The 21,523-nt window shown below is 58.7% G+C and carries 27 protein-coding genes; 10 read left to right on the top strand and 17 right to left on the bottom strand.

What is annotated here, in order from left to right:
* Position 1 precedes the first annotated feature (1 nt).
* The 3 genes from AC1D1B_RS25360 to AC1D1B_RS25350 form a co-directional block, all read right to left on the bottom strand.
* Positions 2–1,525 (bottom strand): sugar ABC transporter ATP-binding protein, encoded by a 1,524-nt coding sequence (locus tag AC1D1B_RS25360; protein WP_477335482.1) that lies wholly within the window; start codon positions 1,523–1,525, stop codon positions 2–4.
* A 69-nt stretch (positions 1,526–1,594) separates the two neighbouring features.
* Positions 1,595–2,650, bottom strand: coding sequence for a sugar ABC transporter substrate-binding protein (locus AC1D1B_RS25355; RefSeq protein ID WP_477335481.1), 1,056 nt, complete (start codon positions 2,648–2,650; stop codon positions 1,595–1,597).
* A 53-nt stretch (positions 2,651–2,703) separates the two neighbouring features.
* Entirely contained in the window at positions 2,704–3,690 is a 987-nt protein-coding gene (locus AC1D1B_RS25350; RefSeq protein WP_477335479.1) for a sugar phosphate isomerase/epimerase family protein, read from the bottom strand.
* A 254-nt stretch (positions 3,691–3,944) separates the two neighbouring features.
* Here AC1D1B_RS25350 and AC1D1B_RS25345 point away from each other — a divergent pair, with 254 nt between their 5' ends.
* Positions 3,945–5,021, top strand: coding sequence for a sensor histidine kinase (locus AC1D1B_RS25345; protein WP_477335477.1), 1,077 nt, complete (start codon positions 3,945–3,947; stop codon positions 5,019–5,021).
* Positions 5,022–5,283: 262 nt separating this feature from the next.
* Here AC1D1B_RS25345 and AC1D1B_RS25340 read toward each other — a convergent pair whose 3' ends face one another.
* Positions 5,284–6,084 (bottom strand): class I SAM-dependent methyltransferase, encoded by an 801-nt coding sequence (locus AC1D1B_RS25340; RefSeq protein ID WP_477335475.1) that lies wholly within the window; start codon positions 6,082–6,084, stop codon positions 5,284–5,286.
* 67 nt (positions 6,085–6,151) lie between these two features.
* On the opposite strand from AC1D1B_RS25340, the gene AC1D1B_RS25335 reads away from it, so the two are divergent.
* The 3 genes from AC1D1B_RS25335 to AC1D1B_RS25325 are packed head-to-tail and all read left to right on the top strand — an operon-like array spanning position 6,152 to position 7,246.
* On the top strand, positions 6,152–6,415 hold the full coding sequence (locus tag AC1D1B_RS25335; protein WP_477335471.1) for a hypothetical protein: 264 nt from the start codon (positions 6,152–6,154) through the stop codon (positions 6,413–6,415).
* On the top strand, positions 6,372–6,617 hold the full coding sequence (locus AC1D1B_RS25330) for a hypothetical protein (protein WP_477335469.1): 246 nt from the start codon (positions 6,372–6,374) through the stop codon (positions 6,615–6,617). The genes AC1D1B_RS25335 and AC1D1B_RS25330 overlap by 44 nt, the downstream gene beginning before the upstream one ends.
* Positions 6,614–7,246, top strand: coding sequence for a hypothetical protein (locus tag AC1D1B_RS25325; RefSeq protein WP_477335467.1), 633 nt, complete (start codon positions 6,614–6,616; stop codon positions 7,244–7,246). Before AC1D1B_RS25330 ends, AC1D1B_RS25325 begins: the two co-directional genes overlap by 4 nt.
* Before the next feature lie 1,167 nt (positions 7,247–8,413).
* On the opposite strand, the gene AC1D1B_RS25320 is transcribed toward AC1D1B_RS25325, so the two are convergent.
* Complete coding sequence (locus AC1D1B_RS25320; RefSeq protein WP_477335465.1) at positions 8,414–8,581, bottom strand: hypothetical protein; 168 nt, start codon at positions 8,579–8,581, stop codon at positions 8,414–8,416.
* 166 nt (positions 8,582–8,747) lie between these two features.
* On the opposite strand from AC1D1B_RS25320, the gene AC1D1B_RS25315 reads away from it, so the two are divergent.
* A complete protein-coding gene (locus tag AC1D1B_RS25315) occupies positions 8,748–8,939 on the top strand; it encodes a hypothetical protein (protein WP_477335463.1) in 192 nt (63 codons plus the stop codon).
* A gap of 215 nt (positions 8,940–9,154) precedes the next feature.
* Here AC1D1B_RS25315 and AC1D1B_RS25310 read toward each other — a convergent pair whose 3' ends face one another.
* Complete coding sequence (locus tag AC1D1B_RS25310) at positions 9,155–9,361, bottom strand: hypothetical protein (RefSeq protein WP_477335461.1); 207 nt, start codon at positions 9,359–9,361, stop codon at positions 9,155–9,157.
* Positions 9,362–9,579: 218 nt separating this feature from the next.
* Here AC1D1B_RS25310 and AC1D1B_RS25305 point away from each other — a divergent pair, with 218 nt between their 5' ends.
* The 3 genes from AC1D1B_RS25305 to AC1D1B_RS25295 all read left to right on the top strand — a co-directional run bounded on the left by AC1D1B_RS25305 (position 9,580) and on the right by AC1D1B_RS25295 (position 10,731).
* A complete protein-coding gene (locus tag AC1D1B_RS25305; protein WP_477335459.1) occupies positions 9,580–9,828 on the top strand; it encodes a hypothetical protein in 249 nt (82 codons plus the stop codon).
* Between the two features lie 58 nt (positions 9,829–9,886).
* A complete protein-coding gene (locus AC1D1B_RS25300) occupies positions 9,887–10,195 on the top strand; it encodes a DUF1236 domain-containing protein (protein WP_477335457.1) in 309 nt (102 codons plus the stop codon).
* Between the two features lie 206 nt (positions 10,196–10,401).
* Positions 10,402–10,731: a low affinity iron permease family protein gene (locus tag AC1D1B_RS25295; RefSeq protein WP_477335455.1), complete on the top strand. Its 330-nt coding sequence runs from the start codon at positions 10,402–10,404 to the stop codon at positions 10,729–10,731.
* Positions 10,732–11,309: 578 nt separating this feature from the next.
* Here AC1D1B_RS25295 and AC1D1B_RS25290 read toward each other — a convergent pair.
* Positions 11,310–11,498, bottom strand: a complete 189-nt coding sequence (locus tag AC1D1B_RS25290) for a hypothetical protein (RefSeq protein ID WP_477335453.1) — start codon at positions 11,496–11,498, stop codon at positions 11,310–11,312.
* A gap of 390 nt (positions 11,499–11,888) precedes the next feature.
* On the bottom strand, positions 11,889–12,074 hold the full coding sequence (locus AC1D1B_RS25285; protein ID WP_477335451.1) for a hypothetical protein: 186 nt from the start codon (positions 12,072–12,074) through the stop codon (positions 11,889–11,891).
* 980 nt (positions 12,075–13,054) lie between these two features.
* Here AC1D1B_RS25285 and AC1D1B_RS25280 point away from each other — a divergent pair.
* Positions 13,055–13,258, top strand: coding sequence for a hypothetical protein (locus AC1D1B_RS25280; protein WP_477335449.1), 204 nt, complete (start codon positions 13,055–13,057; stop codon positions 13,256–13,258).
* A gap of 382 nt (positions 13,259–13,640) precedes the next feature.
* On the opposite strand, the gene AC1D1B_RS25275 is transcribed toward AC1D1B_RS25280, so the two are convergent.
* The 8 genes from AC1D1B_RS25275 to AC1D1B_RS25240 form a co-directional block, all read right to left on the bottom strand.
* Positions 13,641–14,333 (bottom strand): hypothetical protein, encoded by a 693-nt coding sequence (locus AC1D1B_RS25275; protein WP_477335447.1) that lies wholly within the window; start codon positions 14,331–14,333, stop codon positions 13,641–13,643.
* Complete coding sequence (locus tag AC1D1B_RS25270) at positions 14,317–14,727, bottom strand: phage holin family protein (protein WP_477335445.1); 411 nt, start codon at positions 14,725–14,727, stop codon at positions 14,317–14,319. Before AC1D1B_RS25270 ends, AC1D1B_RS25275 begins: the two co-directional genes overlap by 17 nt.
* 17 nt (positions 14,728–14,744) lie before the next feature.
* Positions 14,745–15,263, bottom strand: a complete 519-nt coding sequence (locus AC1D1B_RS25265; RefSeq protein ID WP_477335444.1) for a hypothetical protein — start codon at positions 15,261–15,263, stop codon at positions 14,745–14,747.
* Positions 15,264–15,278: 15 nt separating this feature from the next.
* Positions 15,279–15,467: a hypothetical protein gene (locus AC1D1B_RS25260; protein ID WP_477335442.1), complete on the bottom strand. Its 189-nt coding sequence runs from the start codon at positions 15,465–15,467 to the stop codon at positions 15,279–15,281.
* A 752-nt stretch (positions 15,468–16,219) separates the two neighbouring features.
* Positions 16,220–16,660: a hypothetical protein gene (locus AC1D1B_RS25255; RefSeq protein WP_477335440.1), complete on the bottom strand. Its 441-nt coding sequence runs from the start codon at positions 16,658–16,660 to the stop codon at positions 16,220–16,222.
* Positions 16,661–16,979: 319 nt separating this feature from the next.
* Positions 16,980–18,140, bottom strand: a complete 1,161-nt coding sequence (locus AC1D1B_RS25250) for a sugar ABC transporter substrate-binding protein (protein ID WP_477335438.1) — start codon at positions 18,138–18,140, stop codon at positions 16,980–16,982.
* Between the two features lie 94 nt (positions 18,141–18,234).
* Positions 18,235–19,593 (bottom strand): sensor histidine kinase, encoded by a 1,359-nt coding sequence (locus tag AC1D1B_RS25245; protein ID WP_477335436.1) that lies wholly within the window; start codon positions 19,591–19,593, stop codon positions 18,235–18,237.
* A 284-nt stretch (positions 19,594–19,877) separates the two neighbouring features.
* The gene (locus tag AC1D1B_RS25240) at positions 19,878–20,108 is read right to left on the bottom strand and encodes a DUF6894 family protein (protein WP_477335434.1); all 231 of its coding nucleotides are present in this window, start codon (positions 20,106–20,108) and stop codon (positions 19,878–19,880) included.
* Positions 20,109–20,301: 193 nt separating this feature from the next.
* Here AC1D1B_RS25240 and AC1D1B_RS25235 point away from each other — a divergent pair, with 193 nt between their 5' ends.
* Positions 20,302–21,021 carry a Crp/Fnr family transcriptional regulator gene (locus tag AC1D1B_RS25235; RefSeq protein WP_477335432.1) on the top strand — a complete coding sequence of 240 codons (720 nt, stop codon included), beginning with the start codon at positions 20,302–20,304 and terminating at the stop codon, positions 21,019–21,021.
* Positions 21,022–21,051: 30 nt separating this feature from the next.
* Here the strand turns inward: AC1D1B_RS25235 and AC1D1B_RS25230 are convergent, their stop codons facing one another.
* The gene (locus tag AC1D1B_RS25230) at positions 21,052–21,363 is read right to left on the bottom strand and encodes a DUF982 domain-containing protein (RefSeq protein ID WP_477335430.1); all 312 of its coding nucleotides are present in this window, start codon (positions 21,361–21,363) and stop codon (positions 21,052–21,054) included.
* Positions 21,364–21,523: the final 160 nt, after the last annotated feature.

The raw sequence follows: 21,523 nt of genomic DNA, 5'->3' as shown, positions 1-21,523 counted from the left end.
TCTAAGACCTTGAAACGGAGGGGGCTTGAGGCGACGATTGCGGCACGGCCAGTGCGACGATGGCCTCTTCGCTGAGGCTGTCTCGCTCCAGCACGCCGGCGATACGCCCTTCACGCATGACGAGGACCCTATCGGCGACACGCAGGATCTCTGGTAGCTCCGACGACACGACGATCATTGAGCGACCTTCAGCCGCCAACCTTTCGATCAGTGCGTAGATCTCCGCCTTCGCGCCCACATCGATGCCACGGGTTGGCTCATCGAAGAGCAGGATTTGAGCGCCTGCCGCGATCCAGCGGCCGATGATCGCCTTCTGCTGGTTACCGCCGGAAAACTGACCAATTGGACGCTCGATATTGAGAGGCCTCAGATTGAGATCCGCCATCAGTTGCTGGCTCTCCTTCGCAACGGTCTTACGGCGCACGAAACCGAACCGCGAGTAACGACCCATCGACGGCAGCGCGATGTTGCTGCGCACCGAGCGTCGCGCAATGATGCCTTCGCGCTTGCGCTCTTCCGGCAGAAGGCCGAGCCCCGATGCGATGGCTATGCGAGGATTGCCGAGTGACAGCGGTTTGCCTTTGAGGCGGATTTCGCCCGCGTCGGGCTTATCGACACCAGCAATCAGTCGCAGGAGTTCTGTGCGACCCGCCCCGACCAGACCCGATATGCCAAGCACTTCCCCGCGATGAAGCTTTAAACTGGCATCGCGAACAGCGGTGCCTCGCGAAAGTCCTGCGATTTCGAGCACGACTTCGTCTTTTGCAAACCCCTTGTGTTCCGCCGCTGCAAGCTCTCGGCCAACCATGCGGGCGATCACGGCGCTTTCGCTGGTTTCTGCCATAACCACGTCGGTTACCTTGCGACCGTCTCGCAGTATGGTCGCGGCGTCGCAGACCCGAAACACCTCATCCATCTTGTGGGAGACGTAGATGACCGAGACGCCGCGCGCGGCTAGATCGGCAATCAGAACCGCCAGGCGCTCGAACTCTGCTGGCGTCAGGCTCGATGTCGGTTCGTCCATCGCCAGCACCTTGGCGTCTTCCATCATGGCGCGGGCGATTTCGACGATCTGCCGTTGCGCCACCTTGAGGGTGCGGATTGGCACCGACGGATCTATGGATGGATCAAGAGGCGCCAACGCTTCCGCGGCTGCTCGTTCCTGAATACGGCGCGCGACGAACAGACCGCCAGTCTTGATGGGACGCCCCAAGAACATGTTCTGCGCGACCGTCAGCTCCGGCACGTGCTGCAGTTCCTGGTGGATCATGACGATACCGGCTCGCCGCGCGGCCACCGGACCGTGGCCGGCAACCCGAACACCATCGACCTCGACGTGGCCCGAAGACGGCTGGAAGACCCCCGAGAGGATATTCAAGAGGGTCGACTTGCCGGCGCCATTTTCGCCGAGCAACCCGTGAACCGTACCGCGCTTGACTTCCATGTCCACGCCATCGAGCGCGCGCACGGGTCCAAAGCTCTTGCCGATGTTGGTCAGCTTGAGCCGATAGGCTGGATCGTCCATTGAATTCTCCTCCCGGAAACAAGTTGGGTGGAAGCTGGCCCGGCCCCCCCCGAGCCAGGCCCTGAGGGCTCACTCAGCCGGCTGAGCGAGCAACACCTTGCGCAGTTCGTCACCCTTGACTGCATAGGTATCGACGTTGTCCTTGGTGATCAGCGCCTGCGGCGTTGAAACCACTCGCGGAAGCGCCTGCTTGCCGAGTAGGCGCAGGGCAACTTCCGCGCCCACTTCGCCGGTAAGGACCGGGAATGAGTCGACGGTTCCGGTCAGTTCGCCGGCCTTTATCGAGGCGTAGGCGTCCGAGATGCCGTCCGTGCCGAACACAACGACCTTGTCTTGCAGTTTCGCGGCCTTGACCGCTTCGACAACGCCCAATGCCATGCCGTCATTGTTGGCGTAGAAGCCGACCAGATCCGGGTTCTGCTGGAGAATGGTGGCTGCGTTGTCGTAAGCGAGCTGACGATCCCAATTGCCGGGAACGCTCGCCACCACGGTGAACTTGCCGCCTTCGACGATGGTTTCGCTGAAACCCTTGGTGCGCTGGCCTGCCGCAAAAACGCCGGCCTGGCCTTCGATCACCGCAACCTTGCCACCCTGGGGCCGGTTCTTGAGGAACCACTTCGCGACGCGCACGCCATTGTCACGCTGGACATTGCCGACATAGTGCTTGGCGCTCGGAATAACGGCGTCGTTGACATTGATGACGGGGATCCCCTTGCCCTCTGCCTCTTCCATAGCCGGCTGAAGGTTGTTGTCGGTCTGTGGCGAGAACAGGAGTGCGTTGAAACCTTGCGAGATCAGTGTTTCCGCGGTCGACAGCTGACCCAGCTGATCGCCTTCGCTCGAGGCCGCCTGGTAGACGACTTCGATGCCTGCTGTCTTGGCATAAGCCGCATAGCCTTCGCCCAGGCTGCGCCAGTATTCGTTGGTAAGGGTCTTCGAGACACCGCCGATCTTGGTGCCTGCTGCTGCGGGGGGAACAGCTCCGAACTTCGCCTCAAGCTGCGACCAGTCAATGCGATCCTTTTCGGTATCGGAATTTAGTGGCGCCAGATCCTGGGCGTGGGCGTAGCTTCCCAGAAGCGCAAAGGCGCAGCCGGCGATAAGGGACTTCATGCGTAAAGACATCAGACTTCCTCCTGCTTAAACCGGTCATTTCGCCGCCGGCGAGCGAACGTCGATCAGGCGCTGCCGATCAATGCCGTGTTGACGATTCTTTGGCTGGCGACCGCGTCCTGGCTTGCCATGGCCTCGTTCAGTTCATTGCTTCCGTCGAGGCGATCGACGATTGCTATCAGCCGGTTGACGGTGGCGATGTTGGCTTCGCATTCCGCAACGGGATCGAGCCCGCTGACATCAGGAAACGTGTCGAAATATAGCGCGCCGTCATAGCCGTCATGGCGGATCTGGCGCAGCAGTTCGAGTGTTGCGCGTAGATGCACCGCGCCCACCATTAGGCCATCGTCGCGCTTGGCGTAGGCATCGTTAAGGTGGACGCCGAGCAGCTTGCTGCGGCGGTGGATGAGATGCGAAGCGAATGCGGGCTGTTCGCCGGCATAAAGCGAGTGCGCAAAATCCATCGTGACGCCAAGGTTTGGAGAGCCAGCATCGGCAATGGCAAGCAAGGTGGTTGCGGCATCGCGTAACAGGCTGTGGGCACGCGGTTCGTCAGGCTTGTATTCGATGCTGATCTGGCAGTCGGGGTCGTGATCAGCGACTTCGCGAATACCTTCGACCTCCCATTCCCAAGCCTGCTTGTAGTCAAGCTGGAAATTGTAATCGAAGCCATCCTGGCCGAGCCACACAGTCATGAGGCGAACATCCATCTTGCGCGCCGCATCGATGCCGCGCTTGGTAAGTTCAATAGCCTCTCGCCTCACTGATTTCTCTGGATTTGTGAAGGCACCACGCTTGAATCCGGGATTGGTGTAGTAGCGCATCGCCAGCCCATTGATGTTGAGACCAAGGTCGCGGATGCGTTGCGACAATGCTTTCGGATCATCGCTGACGTGATCGGGATAGTTCAGGTCCAGGTCGGTCAAACCCTTGGTTGTGGAAGCACGCTCAACCATCTGCATCATGGTCGGCTTGGTTTTCAGATCTGGCCAGAAGAGCTGCGGGGCAGAGCCGAAAGAGTTGAGCCGTGTCGCGAAACGAGAAGCAATCATGTGAAATCATCCTGTGAACTACTTCACAACAAATATCAATTTTGTGAAGTTGTCAAATTGCGCGATGATTCTAATTTGCGAGCCTGGCCGTCAGGGAGCCATTGGAAGCGTTCCGAGGGGATTTGACCGTGCGTGACACCAGGCTGGTGCCTGGCTGCTATTGACGGCAGCGCACGTAATGTCGCTGCCCGCTTCGGCGGTGGCGGATGAGGCCCATCGCTGATACTAATGTGGTCCACTCCATAGGCGCACACATGACATCCGATTCAGAGAAGGCCGAGGCAGTCGAGCAGTTGCTCGACACGCCTGACCTCGCCACCGCCCTGGAAAGCGATCAATTCAAGAAGTTCCTGGACCAGGTGCCGATCGCGATTGCCGTTTCTGATCTGAACGCGAAGGAGCGGGTCGTTTATGTCAATCCGGAATTTGAAAAACTCTCTGGCCTGAAGGCCGCCAATCTGGCACGCAAAAACTGGGCAGCGCTTTCCGGGGTTGGCCTCCATGAACAGCAGGACAAGGCGCTGGCGGACAGCGTGGTAAATGAAGCCGACTTCGTGGGGACTTTCCGCCTCCAGCGCGGCGTCGACGAACCGGCAGTGGTTGATGCCTACTCAAATGTGATCGTCGACGACAACGGCAAGGCTTGCTTCCGGCTTGTTGCCCTTGTGGACGTGACGATCCATGGCGAAGCGGCGCCCTCAATTGACGAGCGTGTCCGCGAAAAGGATACTCTGCTGCGCGAACTGCAGCATCGCGTGAAAAACAATCTTCAGATGATCACTGCACTCATCCGGCTGGAGACCCGCAATGCGGCCGAGCCTGATCAAAAGCGTTTCGAGAGATTGGCCGGGCGCGTCGACGCGCTCGCAATCCTTTACCAGACGCTGTCGGCCGACGAGCAGAAGGACGAGGTCGATCTCGGTATCTATTTAAGCCAGATAGCCTCCGCGGTCATGGCCTCGCATGCCGTTGAGGGCATACGTCTCGACATGAAGGTGGATACCTATCCAGTGTCGATCAACGTTGCCATGCCGACCGGGCTGGTTGTGAACGAACTGCTGACCAACGCACTCAAACATGGCTTTAAGGGACGCGAAGGCGGAACGATAACACTTCACAGTGTTGTCGACGGTGACGGTTGTCGGATCATCATCGCGGATGACGGGGTTGGTTTACCCGATGGAGAGACATGGCCCAAGCCGGGCAAACTCGGCGCATTAATCGCGCGTTCATTAACTGAGAACGCCAAGGCCTCGTTTGACGTCGTCTCAAGTTCAGCTGAAGGCACGAAAGTTACCATTATGTTCAAACGATCGGCCGCAACGACCTAAGGAATGCCGCCACGTCCTTCTGCCATTGCATAAAGTTTGCCAAGTTGTACGCCACCGCCCTGTTCGACACCTGGGGTCCGCCACATGTCAGCTTTTGGCGGAGATGACGGATTGGTTCAATGACCTATATGAGGCGCATTGCAGACATATAACGGCAGGATGAATGCCTCTCCATCGATTACAGCGGCGGATGTGACCGAGGCTCAGGTTGGCGTCGATTTGGCAGGCACCGAGCGCAGGGTGAAAAAATTCGCCACCTCAATCAGGGCGCCACTCCTCGACAGGCCCAGGCGACATTCGCAAAGGAACGCGGGCCGTCCGACTGACCAGCGAGGTAAGCGTCGCGCACCGCCGCATCGGTCCGCGCCCGCTCCGTTGCGTCGAGCGAGGATACAAATTTGCCGAACGGCCCTTCGCCTGCAGCAATCGGCGCCCAATAATCATCGAAGCTTTTGTAGTCCATACGGATCATCAGCTGCGTTTCGGTAACGTTGAGGAGGCCCTGGTCGATAAAAGTCGATTTCATTTCGCCCGGCTTCATCATTGGCTGAAAGCAATAGCGGCCGCGAAACTGCCGGCCGGCTTCACTGAGCGCGGCGACGGTGTCGACCATCATACGCATCCCTGGCATACCGCCCAGATGGTCCCATACGGCCGCTGCCACGACGCCGCCGGGCTGCACGACGCGCCGCATTTCGGCAACCGCCTTGCTGGCGTCCGGAACGAAATGCAAGACGAGGAGCGCCATCGCGCGATCGAAAGTGCCGTCGTCAAACGGTATGGCGCAGGCGTCCCCTTCCCGCACGCTCACTCTCGAATCCGTATTGCGCCGGATAGTCTCCTCGACAAAGATTGGCGAATAGTCAATCGCGGCTATCTCACTCAGATCAGCCGCCTTGAGGAGAGCAAAGGTCAAACTCCCGGTGCCACATCCGACATCAAGAACCTTTTCGCCGTCGACAATCCTCGCAAAGTCAATAAACAGCGGCGCTAGTCTTTGGCTCCAGCGTCCCATGAGCTGCTCGTAGCCGGATGCGTCATGTACGGTGAAGGTAGAGGTCACTGAATTCTCCTATACGCCCGAGCAAGCTAGACATCATCAAGGTGATTGCCAAGGGTGGCCACGGCGAGTGCCGCAGGTGTATCTCAAGGCAGTCGCCGCGATCAGTGCGGCCAATCCGAAACTGAACGATGCGGCCGTGGCCTTCCTGAAGCTGGCGGAGAATGCCAAGCAGCTACAGGATCAGATCAAGCCGTCGGCGGATTTTCTTGACCTGCTGACCGGCAAGATTACCAATGCCCAGTTCCAGGCACGCCAGGCCGGCGCGGGCTTCCAGGCTCTCGGCGCCGATGCCGCAGGCGCGTCGCCCAAAGCAGGATCGCGCTGCCGATGAGGGTGATTGCCGCAATCCAAGGGTTTGCCCGAGCCAGACCGAACAGCAACACCACGGCATTCTGACGGTGCGGCTCGACTTCGGTCTCGGTCCCCAAGATGTGTTCGATCTGATCGGCGAAGATCACATCGTCAGCAACCTGCAGAACTTTGCTATCAGGAGCGCGTGGACGTCGATCGACAGAAGGCCGCAGGGCCGATGAGCGAGAAACCCGAGGCATGGTGGCGGCCGACAACGCCAGACGAGGAAGCAGAATGCGAGCGGAACCGTCTCGCCTTCAAGGAGCAATTCGGAAGCTTTGAGGAGGTCGAGTTCTCGAGCTACTGGCTCGGCACGTGGGCCGATGGCAAGTTTCTCGCGTTCCGGTTCCATCGGCCCGACGGCTCAATCCATCGTTTCGCGCTTCCCTGGCAGATGGTGGATGTTTTCTGGACCCAGATAGCCGGCTCGATCGACGAGATGGGCCAGCGGCAGTTTGCGCTCGCCAAGCCGAAGGGCAAGCGTGATGCCGCTCCTCGCCTTCACCCTATCTGCCGGCCTCGTGCTGGCGTTGGCTTGGTGGCCCATCTAGGTGCCGAGCGCGGCACGAACATCGTCTGGAATATTTTGGACCAGAAGCGAAAGTGCGGTGCTGATATCCAGTCCCGTCATCCCTTCCGCGGTGCCGGCCTTGATGGCGCTGGTGAAAACCAGCGTGCCATAGTCCTCCCCGGCTGCCTTGAGATGCTCGGCAGCAACGATCGGATCGGGCGTGCGCAAGCAGTGCTCGACAGCCAATCTCTGGACCAGCCATTCGATCGCGCAAAGCCGGTCATGTCCGTCTGGAAATGACATTTTGTAATCCCCCCTTATCCCCACAAGGGCTCTGATAATGCGGTATCTGTAGGCAGATTGTCGAATCCCGAGGCACGTAATGCGCGACAGCGAGCTTACCAAGCGCCCCGCCATCGCAGCCAAGCCTGCGAAGCGCCTCCCCGAATAGGTTCCGGCGTTGCGGCGATCCATCAACTGACATCTCCATGCCTCAAGTCTGGGCTGTCAGCGGCGCACGCAAGAGCGGAACATTAGTGTCCTCTAACGGTTCTCTCTTTGGTGGAACTTCCGAATCCATATCATAGGGTGGAGCAATGGCCGTGCTGGCGTTTAATTTCGTCTATCTCTCCGGCCTGACAGGAGACGATTTGATGGGGGCGTGTGTGTCGCTGGCGGCGTGCCTTCTGCTTTTCAAGGTAATGGCGAAGGATCACCCAAATCGATAGCCGGAACGTGGTCATTCCACCTTGTCACGCAATGGGGTCGGGCCTTTCGGCCGCCGGAACTTCCTTACCAAATGGACCGTCTCAGCGTCGACCGTGACGCGGCCGAGCGCCTGTACCGTTAGCCGGCCTAGATCGTCGTCAACATGCACAACTTCACCCTCGAATCTGATCTTGTCCCCTGGCTTGGCCTCGGGGTCGATGATCGAATAGGGGAAATTGGCGGTGGGGATATGGAGTGCAACGCGCTCCTCGATGCGTTTGCATTGCCACCTTGTCGCCGATGTTGATATCCCGCGCCATGCATAGGATTCTGGCGCGGCCGAACACTTCGTCAAGGGGTTGCTAATATATGCGCGATGCCGAGCTTACCGAGCAGCCCGGGAAGGGATGGACCCGGTGGGCGAAGGGTTCGGGCGACCACGACATTGAAAAGGTTGGTGGGCGGCCCGAGTGCTTCATTTTGCGAAGCTCAACGTGACCATCTGGTTTGACGGATCGAAGATGGTCGGCCTTCGAACATTGGGGATACCGCCGGCCGCAATGGTGCATGCGCCAGAAGCCGGCCGACTGGCAGTCCTTGCCCGAGGACTACAGCCTAGCCCGCGAGGCAGAGAAACAGCGTGACCTCGACCTATACCGGCAACGTGTCGAGAAACGATGCCTGCAGGACGCGCCAGGAGACGCATGGGCGCATACGGTGCTGAACAGCGGGCAAGAGTAAACGCGCGCTGGCGGGGTCCTACTGCTTGCTGGCTAGAAGGCGAGCTTCCCGCATCAGCGATGACCAGTTGTAGCCGAGGAATAGGATAAGCTCGCGAGCTTGCTCTTCAGTGATGCCGGTCTCACTGACCAACCTGCGGATAACCTCGTCCGCAGCGCTCGGTGGCTTGCTCTGCTCGTTGCTCATTAAAGTTGTCCCTAGTCGGCATAACGCAACTTCTCGTTACCGGTTCCCCTGCGGAATGACTCGCTAACCGATTGTCGGAAGCGTACAGTTCTGACGTCGTCCGCCTCTACGGCATACGGACGCTTGGAAGCCAACTCAGGTGCCTCCCGCCTATGCGGAGCCTGGAATGGCCGAAGACCATACAGCAAACAGAATGTCCGCCCACGATTGCGAGATCATTCGCGGGGCATTCAGAAGATCGGTTGTCGAAAACCGCCTTGCTGAAAGCGACAGGCGAAAACATGCTCGGCTGCTGGCGCTCGAATTCACGGAGCTAGACGAAATCGACCCTGAGATTATCGACTGGATCATTCCCTAGGCGCTGGCGAGGCGTGGGCGAAATAGGCCGGCCATTTTGGACCCCTGGGAGCGACGAAAGCGAGGTTGCAACCAGCACCTTCAACGTTCGTTGACCTCGCGCCGGGACTCCGGCTACTCCAGACCAAATTGCCCGCTGGCTCGCGCCGGCGGGCTTTTTGTTTTGGATGGAACATCAACAAACCTCTGGCGCTGCATGAGTATGGAATGCAGATTCTAAGGATCGTCGGGCTGGTCGTCGAGCACGAAAGAAGCCGCAATGAGGTCATCGCCGTCAATGTGGCCGCTGTCGTCACCCATGATGGCTGCCACCTTCTGAAAGATCTTCATTTCGGTCTCTGTTACGCGCGCGTCCAGCATTCTTGCTTTGAGATCAGCCAAGCGGGCATCAAGGGCTGGCGAAGTCTCGACGTCATCCATCATCTTCAATCTTCCTAAAGCTGTGAACATGGCGGCACCGCGACGCCGGCTCGCCAGGGGATCGAACTTGAATAGAGGCGGATTGTTCCTGCCGTGTGACTTCAGTCCTAAGTCGTATCCGACCAAAGGACCTATATCGCATAGACCCTAGCCCATGGGGTGGAACGCTATGCAATGGCGGCCGTTGTACAAATCTAGACAACTAGATAGGAGAGGAATTCATGGCTGACGGCCCAACTGTTGTTAATTCCGGTGGTGGAGGCGGCACAGCAATTGCTGTTGTTATTGGTCTTATCGCAATAGTAGTCTTGCTAATATTTACCGGCGTTATCAATATCCACGGCGGTGGTGGCGGCAAGGACATCAACGTCAAGGTTGAAGCGCCCAAGGTGGAGGCTCCAAAGGCGGAAGCTCCCGCCGCACCCGCGAAGCCTGCGGCACCTGCCCCAGCCCCTGCCAGTGGCGGCTGATCTACTCGCATTCCAAGTTCTGAAACCGACCTGTAACTCCATGAAAAAGGAATTTGTCATGAACAAATACTTCGTCAGCGCCGCCGGCGCCCTCGTGCTCACGGCCGGCATCGGCTCCTCGTTTGCTGAGGAAGTCGTTATTCTCAAGCCCGAACAGCAGACCGTGGTTCGCGAATACATCCACAAGCAGAAGCTGGCGTCAGTCAGCCTGCTCGGCGTCGAACTCAACGTCGGTACGGCACTTCCCGACACGGTCGAGCTTCACACGATCGACGTTCCGGACGTCCGCTACAAGTACACTGTCGTCGGCGATCATGCGGTTCTCGTTGATCCCGATACTCGCAAAGTGGTGCAGATCATCGAGTAATGCCAAAAGCCCGCCGCTCCGAGTTGGAGCGGCGGGTGTTTCTTTGCGGCTGTCTGCCGGTGCCGACGGGTGGATGTGAACTTTCCGGGAGGTTATCCGATGTTTCGCGATAGGGAGACTCGACTGCTGGAAGCGAGCTTGCTCGCGGCAGTACCTATTTCCGTCGCCATCACGGCGCTGGTTGCCTTGCTGACTTTGGCCAGGATATGAACCGCTTCCTCTTTGTAGTCGGCGACTTTTTATCTCGCCCCCCTGGTTTTTATGTGCTGGTCCTAGCCATGTTGCTTTGCACGGCGCTGGTGCCCTTCGGCCTGACGAATGTAGTCACCTATGCTTTGTCGGTCGCGGCCATCGTGATCACCGGCGTGGTTCTGATCCAAGGCTACCGCGATACAGCCGCCATCCACGCTAAACTTGATGAAATCATCGTCTCGCTGGAGGAAACCAGAAATGACGTTGTCGGCTTGGAGCATGCCGAGCCCGAGGAGATACGGGAAAAGCTTCGGACACTGGAAGAAGAAGCCCTTGCGCGTTGAGCAAGGACCTACGTGACCCGTCGTTACTGGATTTTGAGGAGGGCGAATAGCTATGCCGATCCGACGGAGGGCGAGAGAGGCCGGCGCTCTTAAGCCAGCAGAACTGGATTTGTTGCAGCGCGTGTTCGAGCAGCTTCGGCTTGCAGGCCAAACAGAGGAAGCACGTGAGGCAATCGCGTCCCGGGTCATAGCCAATTACATGGCGGGTGTGACAGACGAGGACGAACTCGTCTCGCTCTCAAGACAGCCCCTTGGGCGCTAGCCACGCAGAAGTTCTCTAAAGAATTTTGGTCACCAGATTGTCCAGCCGGGAGTTCTCGCGGTAAGCCAACCGCGAAACTCTCGTTCGGCGCTTGGTCAACGAGATGGATATCACCGAAGACCAGGCTCGCGAGTTGATCGCTTTCTTGGGTTACGACTGGTCGTCGCTGGTGCGGGAAGCCCGCCTTCTTGCCCGCAAATCCTGACTCGTCAGTGGGGTTCGAGCGCGGCAAAGGATAGGAACATCATCAAAGCCACGATCACCAAAGTTGCCAGAATTCCTGCTGCAATCCAGAATCGTTTCGATTTCGGCATGGTTAGCTAATTCCGTTGCCGCCTTCGCGGTGCTGAATTGCGTCGGCGATCACTTCGAACACACTGCCGACCTCGTCGGCAATCTCCTCGCTGGAAATTCCTTCCTGGGCGGCCGCCTTCATTGCCTCGTCTGCCAAGTCGCTGATTGCCGCCGGATCATCGGTGAAGGCGTTCGGCAGATGCTCTGCCATCCATTTTTAGAAGAAGTCGATACCGTGTTTGCTCATTGAAGCACCCAAAAAGCGAGCAAGGCCAAGAAGGCGAATAGCAGCACCGCAGCGGCCATCAACACCCCTTTGCTGGCCTCCCGCCGCGGCTGAGGGTTGGGGACGAGTTTTTTGCGGTTCGGCCGTTCGTTCATGGGAGATAAATTTGCGGCAGCAAATTAGGTTCCGCTAATCCTTGACAGGAAACCCGCCGCCCATTTCACGGCAGCGGCGGGTCGATCCAGCCTTTGGGGAGGGACCTGCGGCAGGCGAAGCGACGGAACTGCGCTTGCCGTCAGCACAACCTTTGAAGGTCACATTACTTACATTCCCTGAGCGCACACGTATCGCGCGGTTGGCGGCCAAAATTTCTCTCTAATTCTCCGCATGGCTAAAAACGACAGTGCCGGTGTCCTTGCGAATTTCAACGGACACGATTCCGTCGTCGCCCTTCCGGGTGGGAAACATGGCGATAGCGTGAGCCTTTGCCGTTTTCTCGGCATCGAACATTTCTTTGTCGACAATACCCTGTCTTCCATACCAGATGACAGTGAAGGCCATTATTCGCTGGTCCTTGTCGCGGCAGCCAGAGGCGGGCGTCATCGGCGAAATTGCTACTGTGGCGAATGCCCGTTGCGGCTTCTATAAGCCGGGATTGTCCGAGCCGCTACAACCTCATCGACCAATGCACCACCATTGCAACCACGATTCCGACGACCCAGACGCTGCTGGTCATGGGTCAAAAATCCTGCAGCGATGCGTGGCGAGGGTCTTCCTCGCCGCGAAGGTGCTTCACACGGCCGATCAGGCCTGGCCTCACCCATTGCGTTGCCGGCGCCGGCCCGGCTTGCCCTAATGGCAGACCGCACGACTGGCCAATATGTCGGGTCTGCGTCCATCAACTCACGGGGTGCAATCCGGGATCGCCTATGGAAGTGCGTTCAGGAGCAAAGGCCGGTTTGCCCGGTTCGCGCTCTACGCGAGCAGATCATATTCATTGAGCTCGTAACTCTTGATCTTCAACCAGGCTGTCGAGCGGCCGCTGCGATATTTGCTATCGTGGCGCTTGGAGACCATACCCTCGATCACTGCATCGTCGACTAGATGGTAGATGGCTTTTGCGTCGGCCCGCGACCAAGGCAGGACGCGGGCCAGGCCAAGTCGGACCTTGGCCAGCAGGAGCTCTGCCGCATATACAACCTACGGCCCTATATGCTGTTCCGCTAATTTAACAAAAAAGGCCCGCCACCTTTCGGCAGCGGGCAATCTCTGGAGGCTAGAGCGAACCAGCATATGTCAACCCTGCAGGCAGCGGTTCTGCACCCGCTCGCGGTACGGGAACCACCGTGAAAAACACCCCGCCGGCGATCACAGCCCGCAGCCTTGCAATCCGGAGTAGGCGAACGTCCAATGTTGGCGCGACTGGAAAGTGTATCGTTTTACACAATTTCCAATTGCTGGACTCGCGCGATGCGTCGGTAGTTTAATTTTTGCATCGAGCCAAGGAGTGAAAGGGTCGCGAACTGGGGAGGAACTAGACAATGGATTTCGAATTCGACATCCGCCATCCATCCGACGATCAGCCGTACGAAATCACCTCTTTCGCCCAAAAGTACGGCCTCACGATGCCAGTTGCGGACGCCATGCTTTTCGCCAAAGGACCGTCGCGGACGGCATGCGACGCTGCCGCATTAGCTTTCCTCTGCGCTATTGCCGCACAAGCCAAGCGACAGAGGGCGCAATAGGCCTGCCAAGGCGGCCGGGGTTCCTACGCCGATGAAGCATCTCGCGCGTCCTGACGCTCGCCTATGGCCAGCGCCACGCACTGCAACGCCATGGACGGCGATAGACCCTCCTGCTTCTCCACCCATGGCCCAAAATGACCACGGGGCAACGTGGCCTTGTTGTGGAGCAACCAGCGCCCAGCTTCAAAGGGCGACTATGCGCCGTATGACCGGGCCTCTTGAAGTCGGGAAGCCCTAGCCGTATCCGCTGGCCTTCCGCAAAAGCCAGTGCGAACGATTCCATCTCGAAAGATTTGGTGAGTTCCTAGTCTTCCTCGACCACGCGGACGAACCATTCGCCGCAGATCCCAATGTTGGTTCCAACAATCCGCATGGAATTCCTTCAATTGTTCAGTGACGAAGGCTTTCGCCGCAGCCAGCGATTTCGCTCTTCATCGTGCTCGTCCGCGCGGCCAAGATAGTCGCTGGCTGCGGTCAATACGGCCAGGAACGTAGCGGCGTATCTGGCAAACCCGAAGGCCTGCGCGGCGGCCAATTTCGCGCCGCGCGCATGCTCAGCGATAAACGTGTCCGCTGCATCCTGAACTTCAGCCCCAGCCTTACCAAACAGGTCGCGCTCTTTTGCTGTGGGCTCAAATGCCTTGCCAATAATGTGGCCGATCAACAGGCCTCCCGCAGATCCAGCGAGCACTTTTGCCCGCGTCAAGTTGGTGATTGCCTTGCGCGTATGGGCTTCGTAACGAATTGTCGCCGCGTCCGAGTGCCCGGCGCTGGCACCCTGATCTATAGCGTCATGATCGGCGCCTGCCGACCCATGAGCACTTCGCCTTCCCGCGTCAAATACCGCAACTGCGCCCAACGCGACCGCTGCGGCGGTGCCGCCGTTATCCTTCACAGCGTCGGACACACCGCCAAGAGCCTTCGCAACCTTCTGCTTCGCGTATCGGGTCGACGCATCGACCAAATTTCGGGGCTGCAGCCGCCGGCTTATTTCGCTGACAGGTTCAAACAAAGCCTGGCGCTCTGTTCGACTTTGCAGCATAATCTCGCGCATCTCCTCATTGGGTTGAGCCAAAACGCATCCCCTGTTTTAATGCTGCGATGTCAGTGCGCACCTGGTTGACGGTCTCGACCGGTGTGATGGTCCATCCCACAAGCGCTCGCTTGGCAAGGTAGAGCAACAGCACTCCGCCCACCCCCAGCAAAACACCCACGGCCAGACAAGCGACCATCGGACTTACGCCGACGTGGATCATCGCGAGGATCAGGAACTGGACAATCGCGAACGCTGCCAGGACAAAGAGCGCCAATGCGGCGATGCCGCATGCGCCCGACGAGACGATCGTCGACGTCTTGACCTTCATCTCTGCCTGGAGAAGACGAAGATCGAGGCGCATCAGCGAAGCAAACTGGCGCAACCCTTCGCTGAACACGCTCCCTAAGGGTCGGCGATCGGAACCATCATCCATTTGGAGTGCTCTCCCTCTCAGGACCGATCGGAGCTTCTCATGATGCGGGTGAGAACCACACCGGCTAGGATGCCGACTCCGAAAAAGGCGGCAGGCTGGCGCTGCGCGAATTTTGTGACGGAGTCCAGCAATTCGCCCACGTTGCGATCCCTGATATCCGACGAAATCCGTTCCACGCCCTCGGCGGCTGTACGGACCATGCCGGCAACCTGAGGCGATTGCTTCTCAAATCCATCGGCGGCTTCCTTGACGGAATGGGCAATGTTGGCGATCGCGTCGGCGCCTGCGGTCTTGTTTGACTCTACCGCTTCCTTGAACGCCCCAGCAGCATCCGATGCCACCGAGCCGGCATAATTTTTCGCGTCAGTCGAAACCGACGCGGCGGCGGTTTTGAGGTGCGTTGCAGTCTCGGCCGCGCTCGATTTCAACTTGCCGAGTGCTTCCTTGCTGCCGCCGGCTATCTCGGCATTGGTAGGGTGCAGCCATTCCAGGTCGCTTGAGGATTCGATGGGGTCATTGGTGATTGGCGTGTTCACGATGTTTCACTCCTGTTATCGTGAATTGAACTCGGCCAACAGCAACCAGTTCCTGGCGCCAGTGAATTTTCTAGGGGGGCCGGCCTCGGCGCCTAGCGCCATTTCGGCTTTGGCTTGATTTTCTTCGATCCCGGCGCTCTTACCGATCGCTTCAGCTATAGCTTCCGCGTCGGCTTTGTCCTTCGTGGCGATGGCCGTGCGCAATCTGGCTTCTCAAACGCCCTCGCGAGACATTGATGCCGCGAGCGATCTTGCATGGCAAAAAAACATAGCCGCGCTTAACAAGCACTTTGACGATGTCGCGCGCAGGGTCGAGGCAGTGACAACGCGGCGAGGTTGATGAACCTCGTACCGCTTCACATCGCCGCCATCACCGCTGCATGCGCGCCAGCGCGGTCTGGCGCTACAGGCAGCGCGACATGGTGGGCATGGCCGCTTGCCTGTTATGGCGATCAGCGCGGTGATCGTCCTGCTGCTGCCGGTGCATCGATCCTTATTTTAGTAATCGCTAAATTTCTCAACGATTTGAACGCCAGAGTTTAACGCAGCCGTGCAATTGATGGCGACGTTTTTGCTGTGTGGGGTTGGATATGCGAGCCCGGATTTTGGTTAGGAACTCGAAGGCTACGGAAGCCTTGGAGTTGCGCGTGAAGATCGCGTCCTTGGAAGAGGAGCAGAGGCGAAGAGTGGCAAGCTCGGCCGGTATGTTGAAGCTGGCGCAAGTAGGCCAAGAATTAAAGTGGCTTCGATTTCGCCTTGCCATTCTTGAAGAGTGTGTGGCGGCGCTTTCAACCGAACAAGAATTGCACCACTAGGGCCTTTAGGTCGAAGAGCCGGCGGTTGCCCCACCATCGCACTTAGGCCTTCTGGTCGCTGCCCTATAGTCGGCCTCCCACGGCAACGCATCAAAGTCGGGCTTGTGCTTTGCCGCACGATACGTGTCCTGGGTGACGTAGCTACCTCTGGAACCCTCCCTGATACATGCGCAGAAATTCGCCACGCAGGGGTCGGTCGTCGATCTCGACCATCATGGTCTGCGACAGGTCGCCCTTGGCGACGGCGCCGATGACGCGCGCAACCTCAGCCGTCGGCTGAACCATGTCTTCGATCAGATCGTTGACCGACCGCACGCTGGATTCCCAACTGCCGGTGGCGTTGCGAACCCGGCCACGCTCACCGATCCGACCTTCCTTGCCGACGACCCGGCTCAAGCGCTCGAATTCGCGCGTCACCTGGTCATTGAGATCGACAATTTCGTTGAACGTATCCGCGATCTCGGAATCGATGCCCTCATAAACGTTGTCGATACGGACGGAAAAATCACCGCGCCTGAAAGCTTTTAGAACATTGAGGATATTTCGACGGTCCAATTGCTTCTTGGACGCCTGCACGGTCACAGTGCCCCTCCCCCCACGGATCTTATCCTCAGAAATGCCCCTCACGGTCGGACGTTACATCGCGCCGCAAGCCATCAAACGCGGCATCTCCGGTTTTGTTCCATCGCCGTTGTCTGGCAGAGATATGCGCGAGGATCGAATGGCGGGTGTTCGCCAGCCCCAACTTCACGAGCCTTGGTCTGCCGCGAATTTGGCTCCGTGGCATGGTCGGGCATTCAGGCTACCGGCGACGCACGATCCAACTTCGTTCAGCACGTCGGCCTTGAAGAGCGAACTTCCGACCGAATCACGTTCACGGCACATGCGACAGTCAGTCGATCTATTTCTGCTCCGACGACCAGGGAAAATTCACATAGTGGTCGCGGGTGTCATAGCAGATGTTCCCGTACATTTTGAGGTAGGCGTCACGGCGCGAGGGATCAGCGTAGACCGATGCGGGATCCACCAGATCGGCCTCGTATTGCGACAGGTTGGCGCTGGTCAGGGCTATGGGAAGGATGTCCATCGCCTGTGGAATGCTCTTGCCTTCGAGCCAGTCGGCCGCGAACTGTCCCATCGCATAGCCGAACACTGGCGAGGATAGAGATATGCTGGCCTTGTAAGGGCTGTTGGCTTTCCGGATTTCGGCGACAGCCTCCGCCTCACCGTCAATTCCGCCGAGGAACTGGTCCGGCCGGTCTTTCCCTACAGCGCGCAGTGCTTTCAGCGCCCCCAACACGACTGCGTCGCCGCCAAGCACCACGTCGACGTCAGGGTTGGCAACAAGGACGGTCTGCATTGTGGCGAACCCGCCTTCCTTGGTAACCGGCCTTGGCGCGATGTCAGCCACGATCGTCACTCCGGGTAAGGCATTCAGTCCGTCTCGCATTGCCGTGAAGCGGGGCGACAAAAACTCCATCGTATCCTGCGTGAGCAGGACGACCTTCGCCTTTCCGCCGAGCTTGGTGTTGATGTAGTCGGTCGCTGCGTCCGTCAGCACCTTGCCCGTGCGATATTGTGGGGCGTTCAGCAGCAGCGTTGCCGGTGGAGGCACGATAGTACCGACAAACGCGCCCGACCAGATCGCGTGCTGGAGGGTTGGGCTGAAAGCGGCCGGGTCGGGCGATGTAGCAACCATGGCGCCTACCTTTGCTGCGACCAGCGATTGAACTTCGGTTATCGCCTTGCCGACATCATTTTCCGCCAGGACCCTTCGATATTCCAAGCCACGATTTTTTGCCGCCATGGACAGCCCGTGATCGACTCCCTGGAGGAAATCACGGTCGTTCTCCTGTATGTACGCCAGGACCTTGTAGAGGCCCGCTGGCGGATTGCATGGGGGAGCAGTCCGATCGAAAGGAGGAAAAACGGTTCGCTGGGTAATCCCAGCGGCGCCTTCCTGGGCGCTCGCACCAATTGGGCCGATTGTCGCGGCGAGCATGAGTAGGACAATCGCCGATGCGGTCGGCCATCGACAGGCAAACTGCTTCCGTTCAAACATGTGTGCCCGCCACCTCCGCCTTTGGCTATGACGAATACCACGTCACCGGCTGGAATGCTGCCGTAGCCGCAGCCCCGTCCTGAAGAGGCACGGTCTACGTTGCTGCGATAGCGCGTCTCGGCCTCGTCGAAAATATCAAATGAGCAGCGGTGCCGGGCTGGAGATTGCTGTAGGCGAGTTTGGCACCAAGGCTGATGCACATGGCATGTATGATCCGGCTGCCAACGCCGGTCCCTTTAGCGGGCGCACCGTCAGCCTTCCCAACGCCATCGTCCTCGACCACCAGTTCCGCTTGGTCTCCTGGCAGCTTGCTCAGCCGCACCCGGATTGCTCCAACCCCATCGGGATATGCATATTTGAAGGCGTTGGTGACAAGTTCCGTCACAATGACGCCGAGGTTGATGCTGGTGTCCGTCTCAAGATCGATTGGCGCAATGTCATACGTCAAGCTAACCTCGTGCACCTGGCTGCGTAGCGATGTACGCAAATGATCGAGCAGCCCGGTCAGATACTCGTCCAATGCAACCGAGCGAACATCGGAGGAGCCATATAGCCGCCGATGCACCAGTGAAATCGCAAAAATCCGGTCCTGCGTTTCGGCCAGGGCATCTTTGGACGCACGATCGCCGACAGCCTTTGACTGGAGGTTCACAAGAGAAGAAACAAGTGCCAGGCTGTTGGCGACCCGGTGATTGACCTCCGACAACAGCACTTCGGCCCGATCGCGGGCCTTTGCCAGATCCTCGGTGCGCGTGGCGACGCGCAATTCCAGTTCGCTGTTGAGGTCGTTGACCTCGTCGCGCGTCTTGCGCAGTTCCCTGGTGTAACGAGCGGCACCGTAGGCCGCTCCGCCAACCACCGCGACAATGACAAGGCCGCCTATTGCCGAGACCAGACGGAGCCAGCCGCTGTTGGCACGTTGCTCGGCAACACCTGATGTCAGCCGGTCATCCGCTTGCCCAATGATGCCCGAGAAGAACACATTGGCTTCGTCGGTCAGGGCCTTGCCTTTGTTGGTACGGAATATCGCCTGAATCTCGGCATCGCGCTGGTCGCGCTTGAGCTCTATGGTCTGGTCAAGCTCCTCGAACTTGGTGGCAATGATTGCCGCCAGCCTCTGCAACGTGGCGTCCGAGTTGGGATACGACGTCAGCAGGGTTTGCAGCGCCTGCAGATGGCGTTGCGCCTGTGCTTTTGCAGTCTGATAGGGCCCGAGATAGATCTCGTTGCCGGTAATGACAAAGCCGCGCTCGCTCGCCTCGGCGGTTTGCATTGCATTGCGCAACTCAACCGCCGCCACCCGCGTATCACGCGCTTCAATCGCTTCATCAAAATAAGACTGTGCTCTTTGGCCAAGCCAGAAATTGGTGGCGACGATGGCTATCAGGGCGACGAAGCCAATCAGCAACGACGCGAAAGTAAGGCGGACAAAATTTCGGGCAGGCGCGAACATTCGCCAATCACTGCCCGATTTTAACTGTCGGCGCCATCGTTTAGTGGTGGCTGATATGCGCTCCGGCTTTCAGATCACGCCGGTGCCGCCATTGGCGCCAAAAACGCTTCCATCCGTGTAGGTTATTTCGCCCGAGGCAAGCAGGACGAAAAGCGGTGCAAGCTCCGCAGGCTGCCCCGCCCGGCCGAGAGGCGTATACTGGCCGAAAGTGCCGCTCGCCCTACATGGATGTCGCTAGCGAAGGGCAAGAGGTTCCATGCCGTGGTCGACAGAGCCGCGGACGCTCAACTCCACAGCGACGCCATCGTCAACGACGCTTCAAAGATCTGCTCCCTGTTCTCGTTCAGCATCTTGACGGTGATCCGCCGGTGCTCTCCCTCCGGCATCTCGTCGCGGGCGACATCGTGCAATATTCGCAACGCCTCGGCTCCCGCACGCTCTCGGTTTGGAAACAGCTGGCCCTCTTCATCCATCTGGTTTTCGGTGTTGTACAGGTCGAAGTAGAACCGTTCCATCTGCGGCATCCCTGCATGAGAACGGTAAATCCTTTTTCCCTCTCATGGTTCCATCCGCCTGATTCCAAAACAGATTTCTTGCCATCCTCTGGGCGAGATGCCGGCGGGTCATGACTGATGCAACCGCACCCGATCTGCGGCGTTGAGCTAGGCCTATCAGTTTCGTCTCCACCCATTCGGATGAAAACCATCGATGCTAGAGTCGCTCTATCTGAACCTTGGCCAGCATGATGCCCTCTCGGAGCATGAGAAGGGGCTGCTCACCGGCGCCATGACCGTCGAGCTGGACTTTGCCACCGGCCAGGACATCGTTTCTGAGGGATCGAGACCAGGCTACAGCACTCTCATCATCGAGGGACTGGCCGCGCGCTACAAGGTGCTGGAGGATGGCGGCCGGCAGTTCACCTCGCTGCAGGTTCCCGGCGATTTTGTCGACCTGCACGCCTTTCTGCTCAAGACCATGGACCATGGCATCATCGCGCTGTCGCCATGCCGGGTGATCGCCGCCGACCACAGCCGGCTGCGGACCATCACCGAACAGGCGCCGCATCTCACCCGGTTGCTGTGGCTGGATACGCTCGTCGACGGCGCCATCCACCGCGAATGGATCGTGGCCATGGGCCGGCGCTCCAAGACCTCGCATCTGGCGCATCTTGTGTGCGAGCTGTTCGTCCGGCTTCAGGTCGTCAAGCAGACCAGCGGCATGAGTTTCAGGCTTCCCCTGTCGCAGGTGGAACTGGCCGATGTGCTTGGGCTCTCGGTCGTTCACATGAACCGGGTCATCGGCGCGCTGCGCAAGATCGGTGTGATCGGCTGGGCAAATTACATGGTGACGATTTTGGACTGGCAGCGGCTGGTGGAGATCGCCGAGTTCGATCCGACCTATCTCAGCATGAACCGCGAACCTAGGTAAAGTATCGTGGACCGGTAAGGGTGCAATCCGTCAGCCGGTTTTTGTCTGACCGCCGGGTCCGTCCAACGACGCCAATTCGTCGAGCATGGCAAGGGCGGCACTTGGCTTCGAAGGCTTCAGCAAGCCCTGTTGGGCGGCCGCATTCTTGAAAGCGGCAAAGGCGATGTTGGGGCGGCAAGTGCCGTTCAACGCGTCATCCACCAGCCTGACGGCCGCCTTGTAGGCCTCCGCTTCCTTGTTCTTCCATGTCCCACCCAGCGCCTTCCTGGCGTCGGCGATCGACGACACCGTCATCGAACTGCAATCCACGAATTTGATCGTCAGGGGCAGAAATCTGCTCATCGGAAACTCACCATCCAAACCATTCCCGCGTCCGCCACAAAAGCCCGACGAAAGGCGCGACCAGAAAGGCAGCGGCGCCCAGGACCAGAATGTTTGTTGATACCGATTTCATGGATAACCTCCGCAAAACGCGATCGCCATAACGAGGAAATCGCAGAGT

Source organism: Mesorhizobium sp. P2_C5_2, assembly GCF_056404535.1.
Note: the sequence above shows the minus strand (reverse complement) of the source record. Positions and strands in the feature narration are given on the sequence as shown.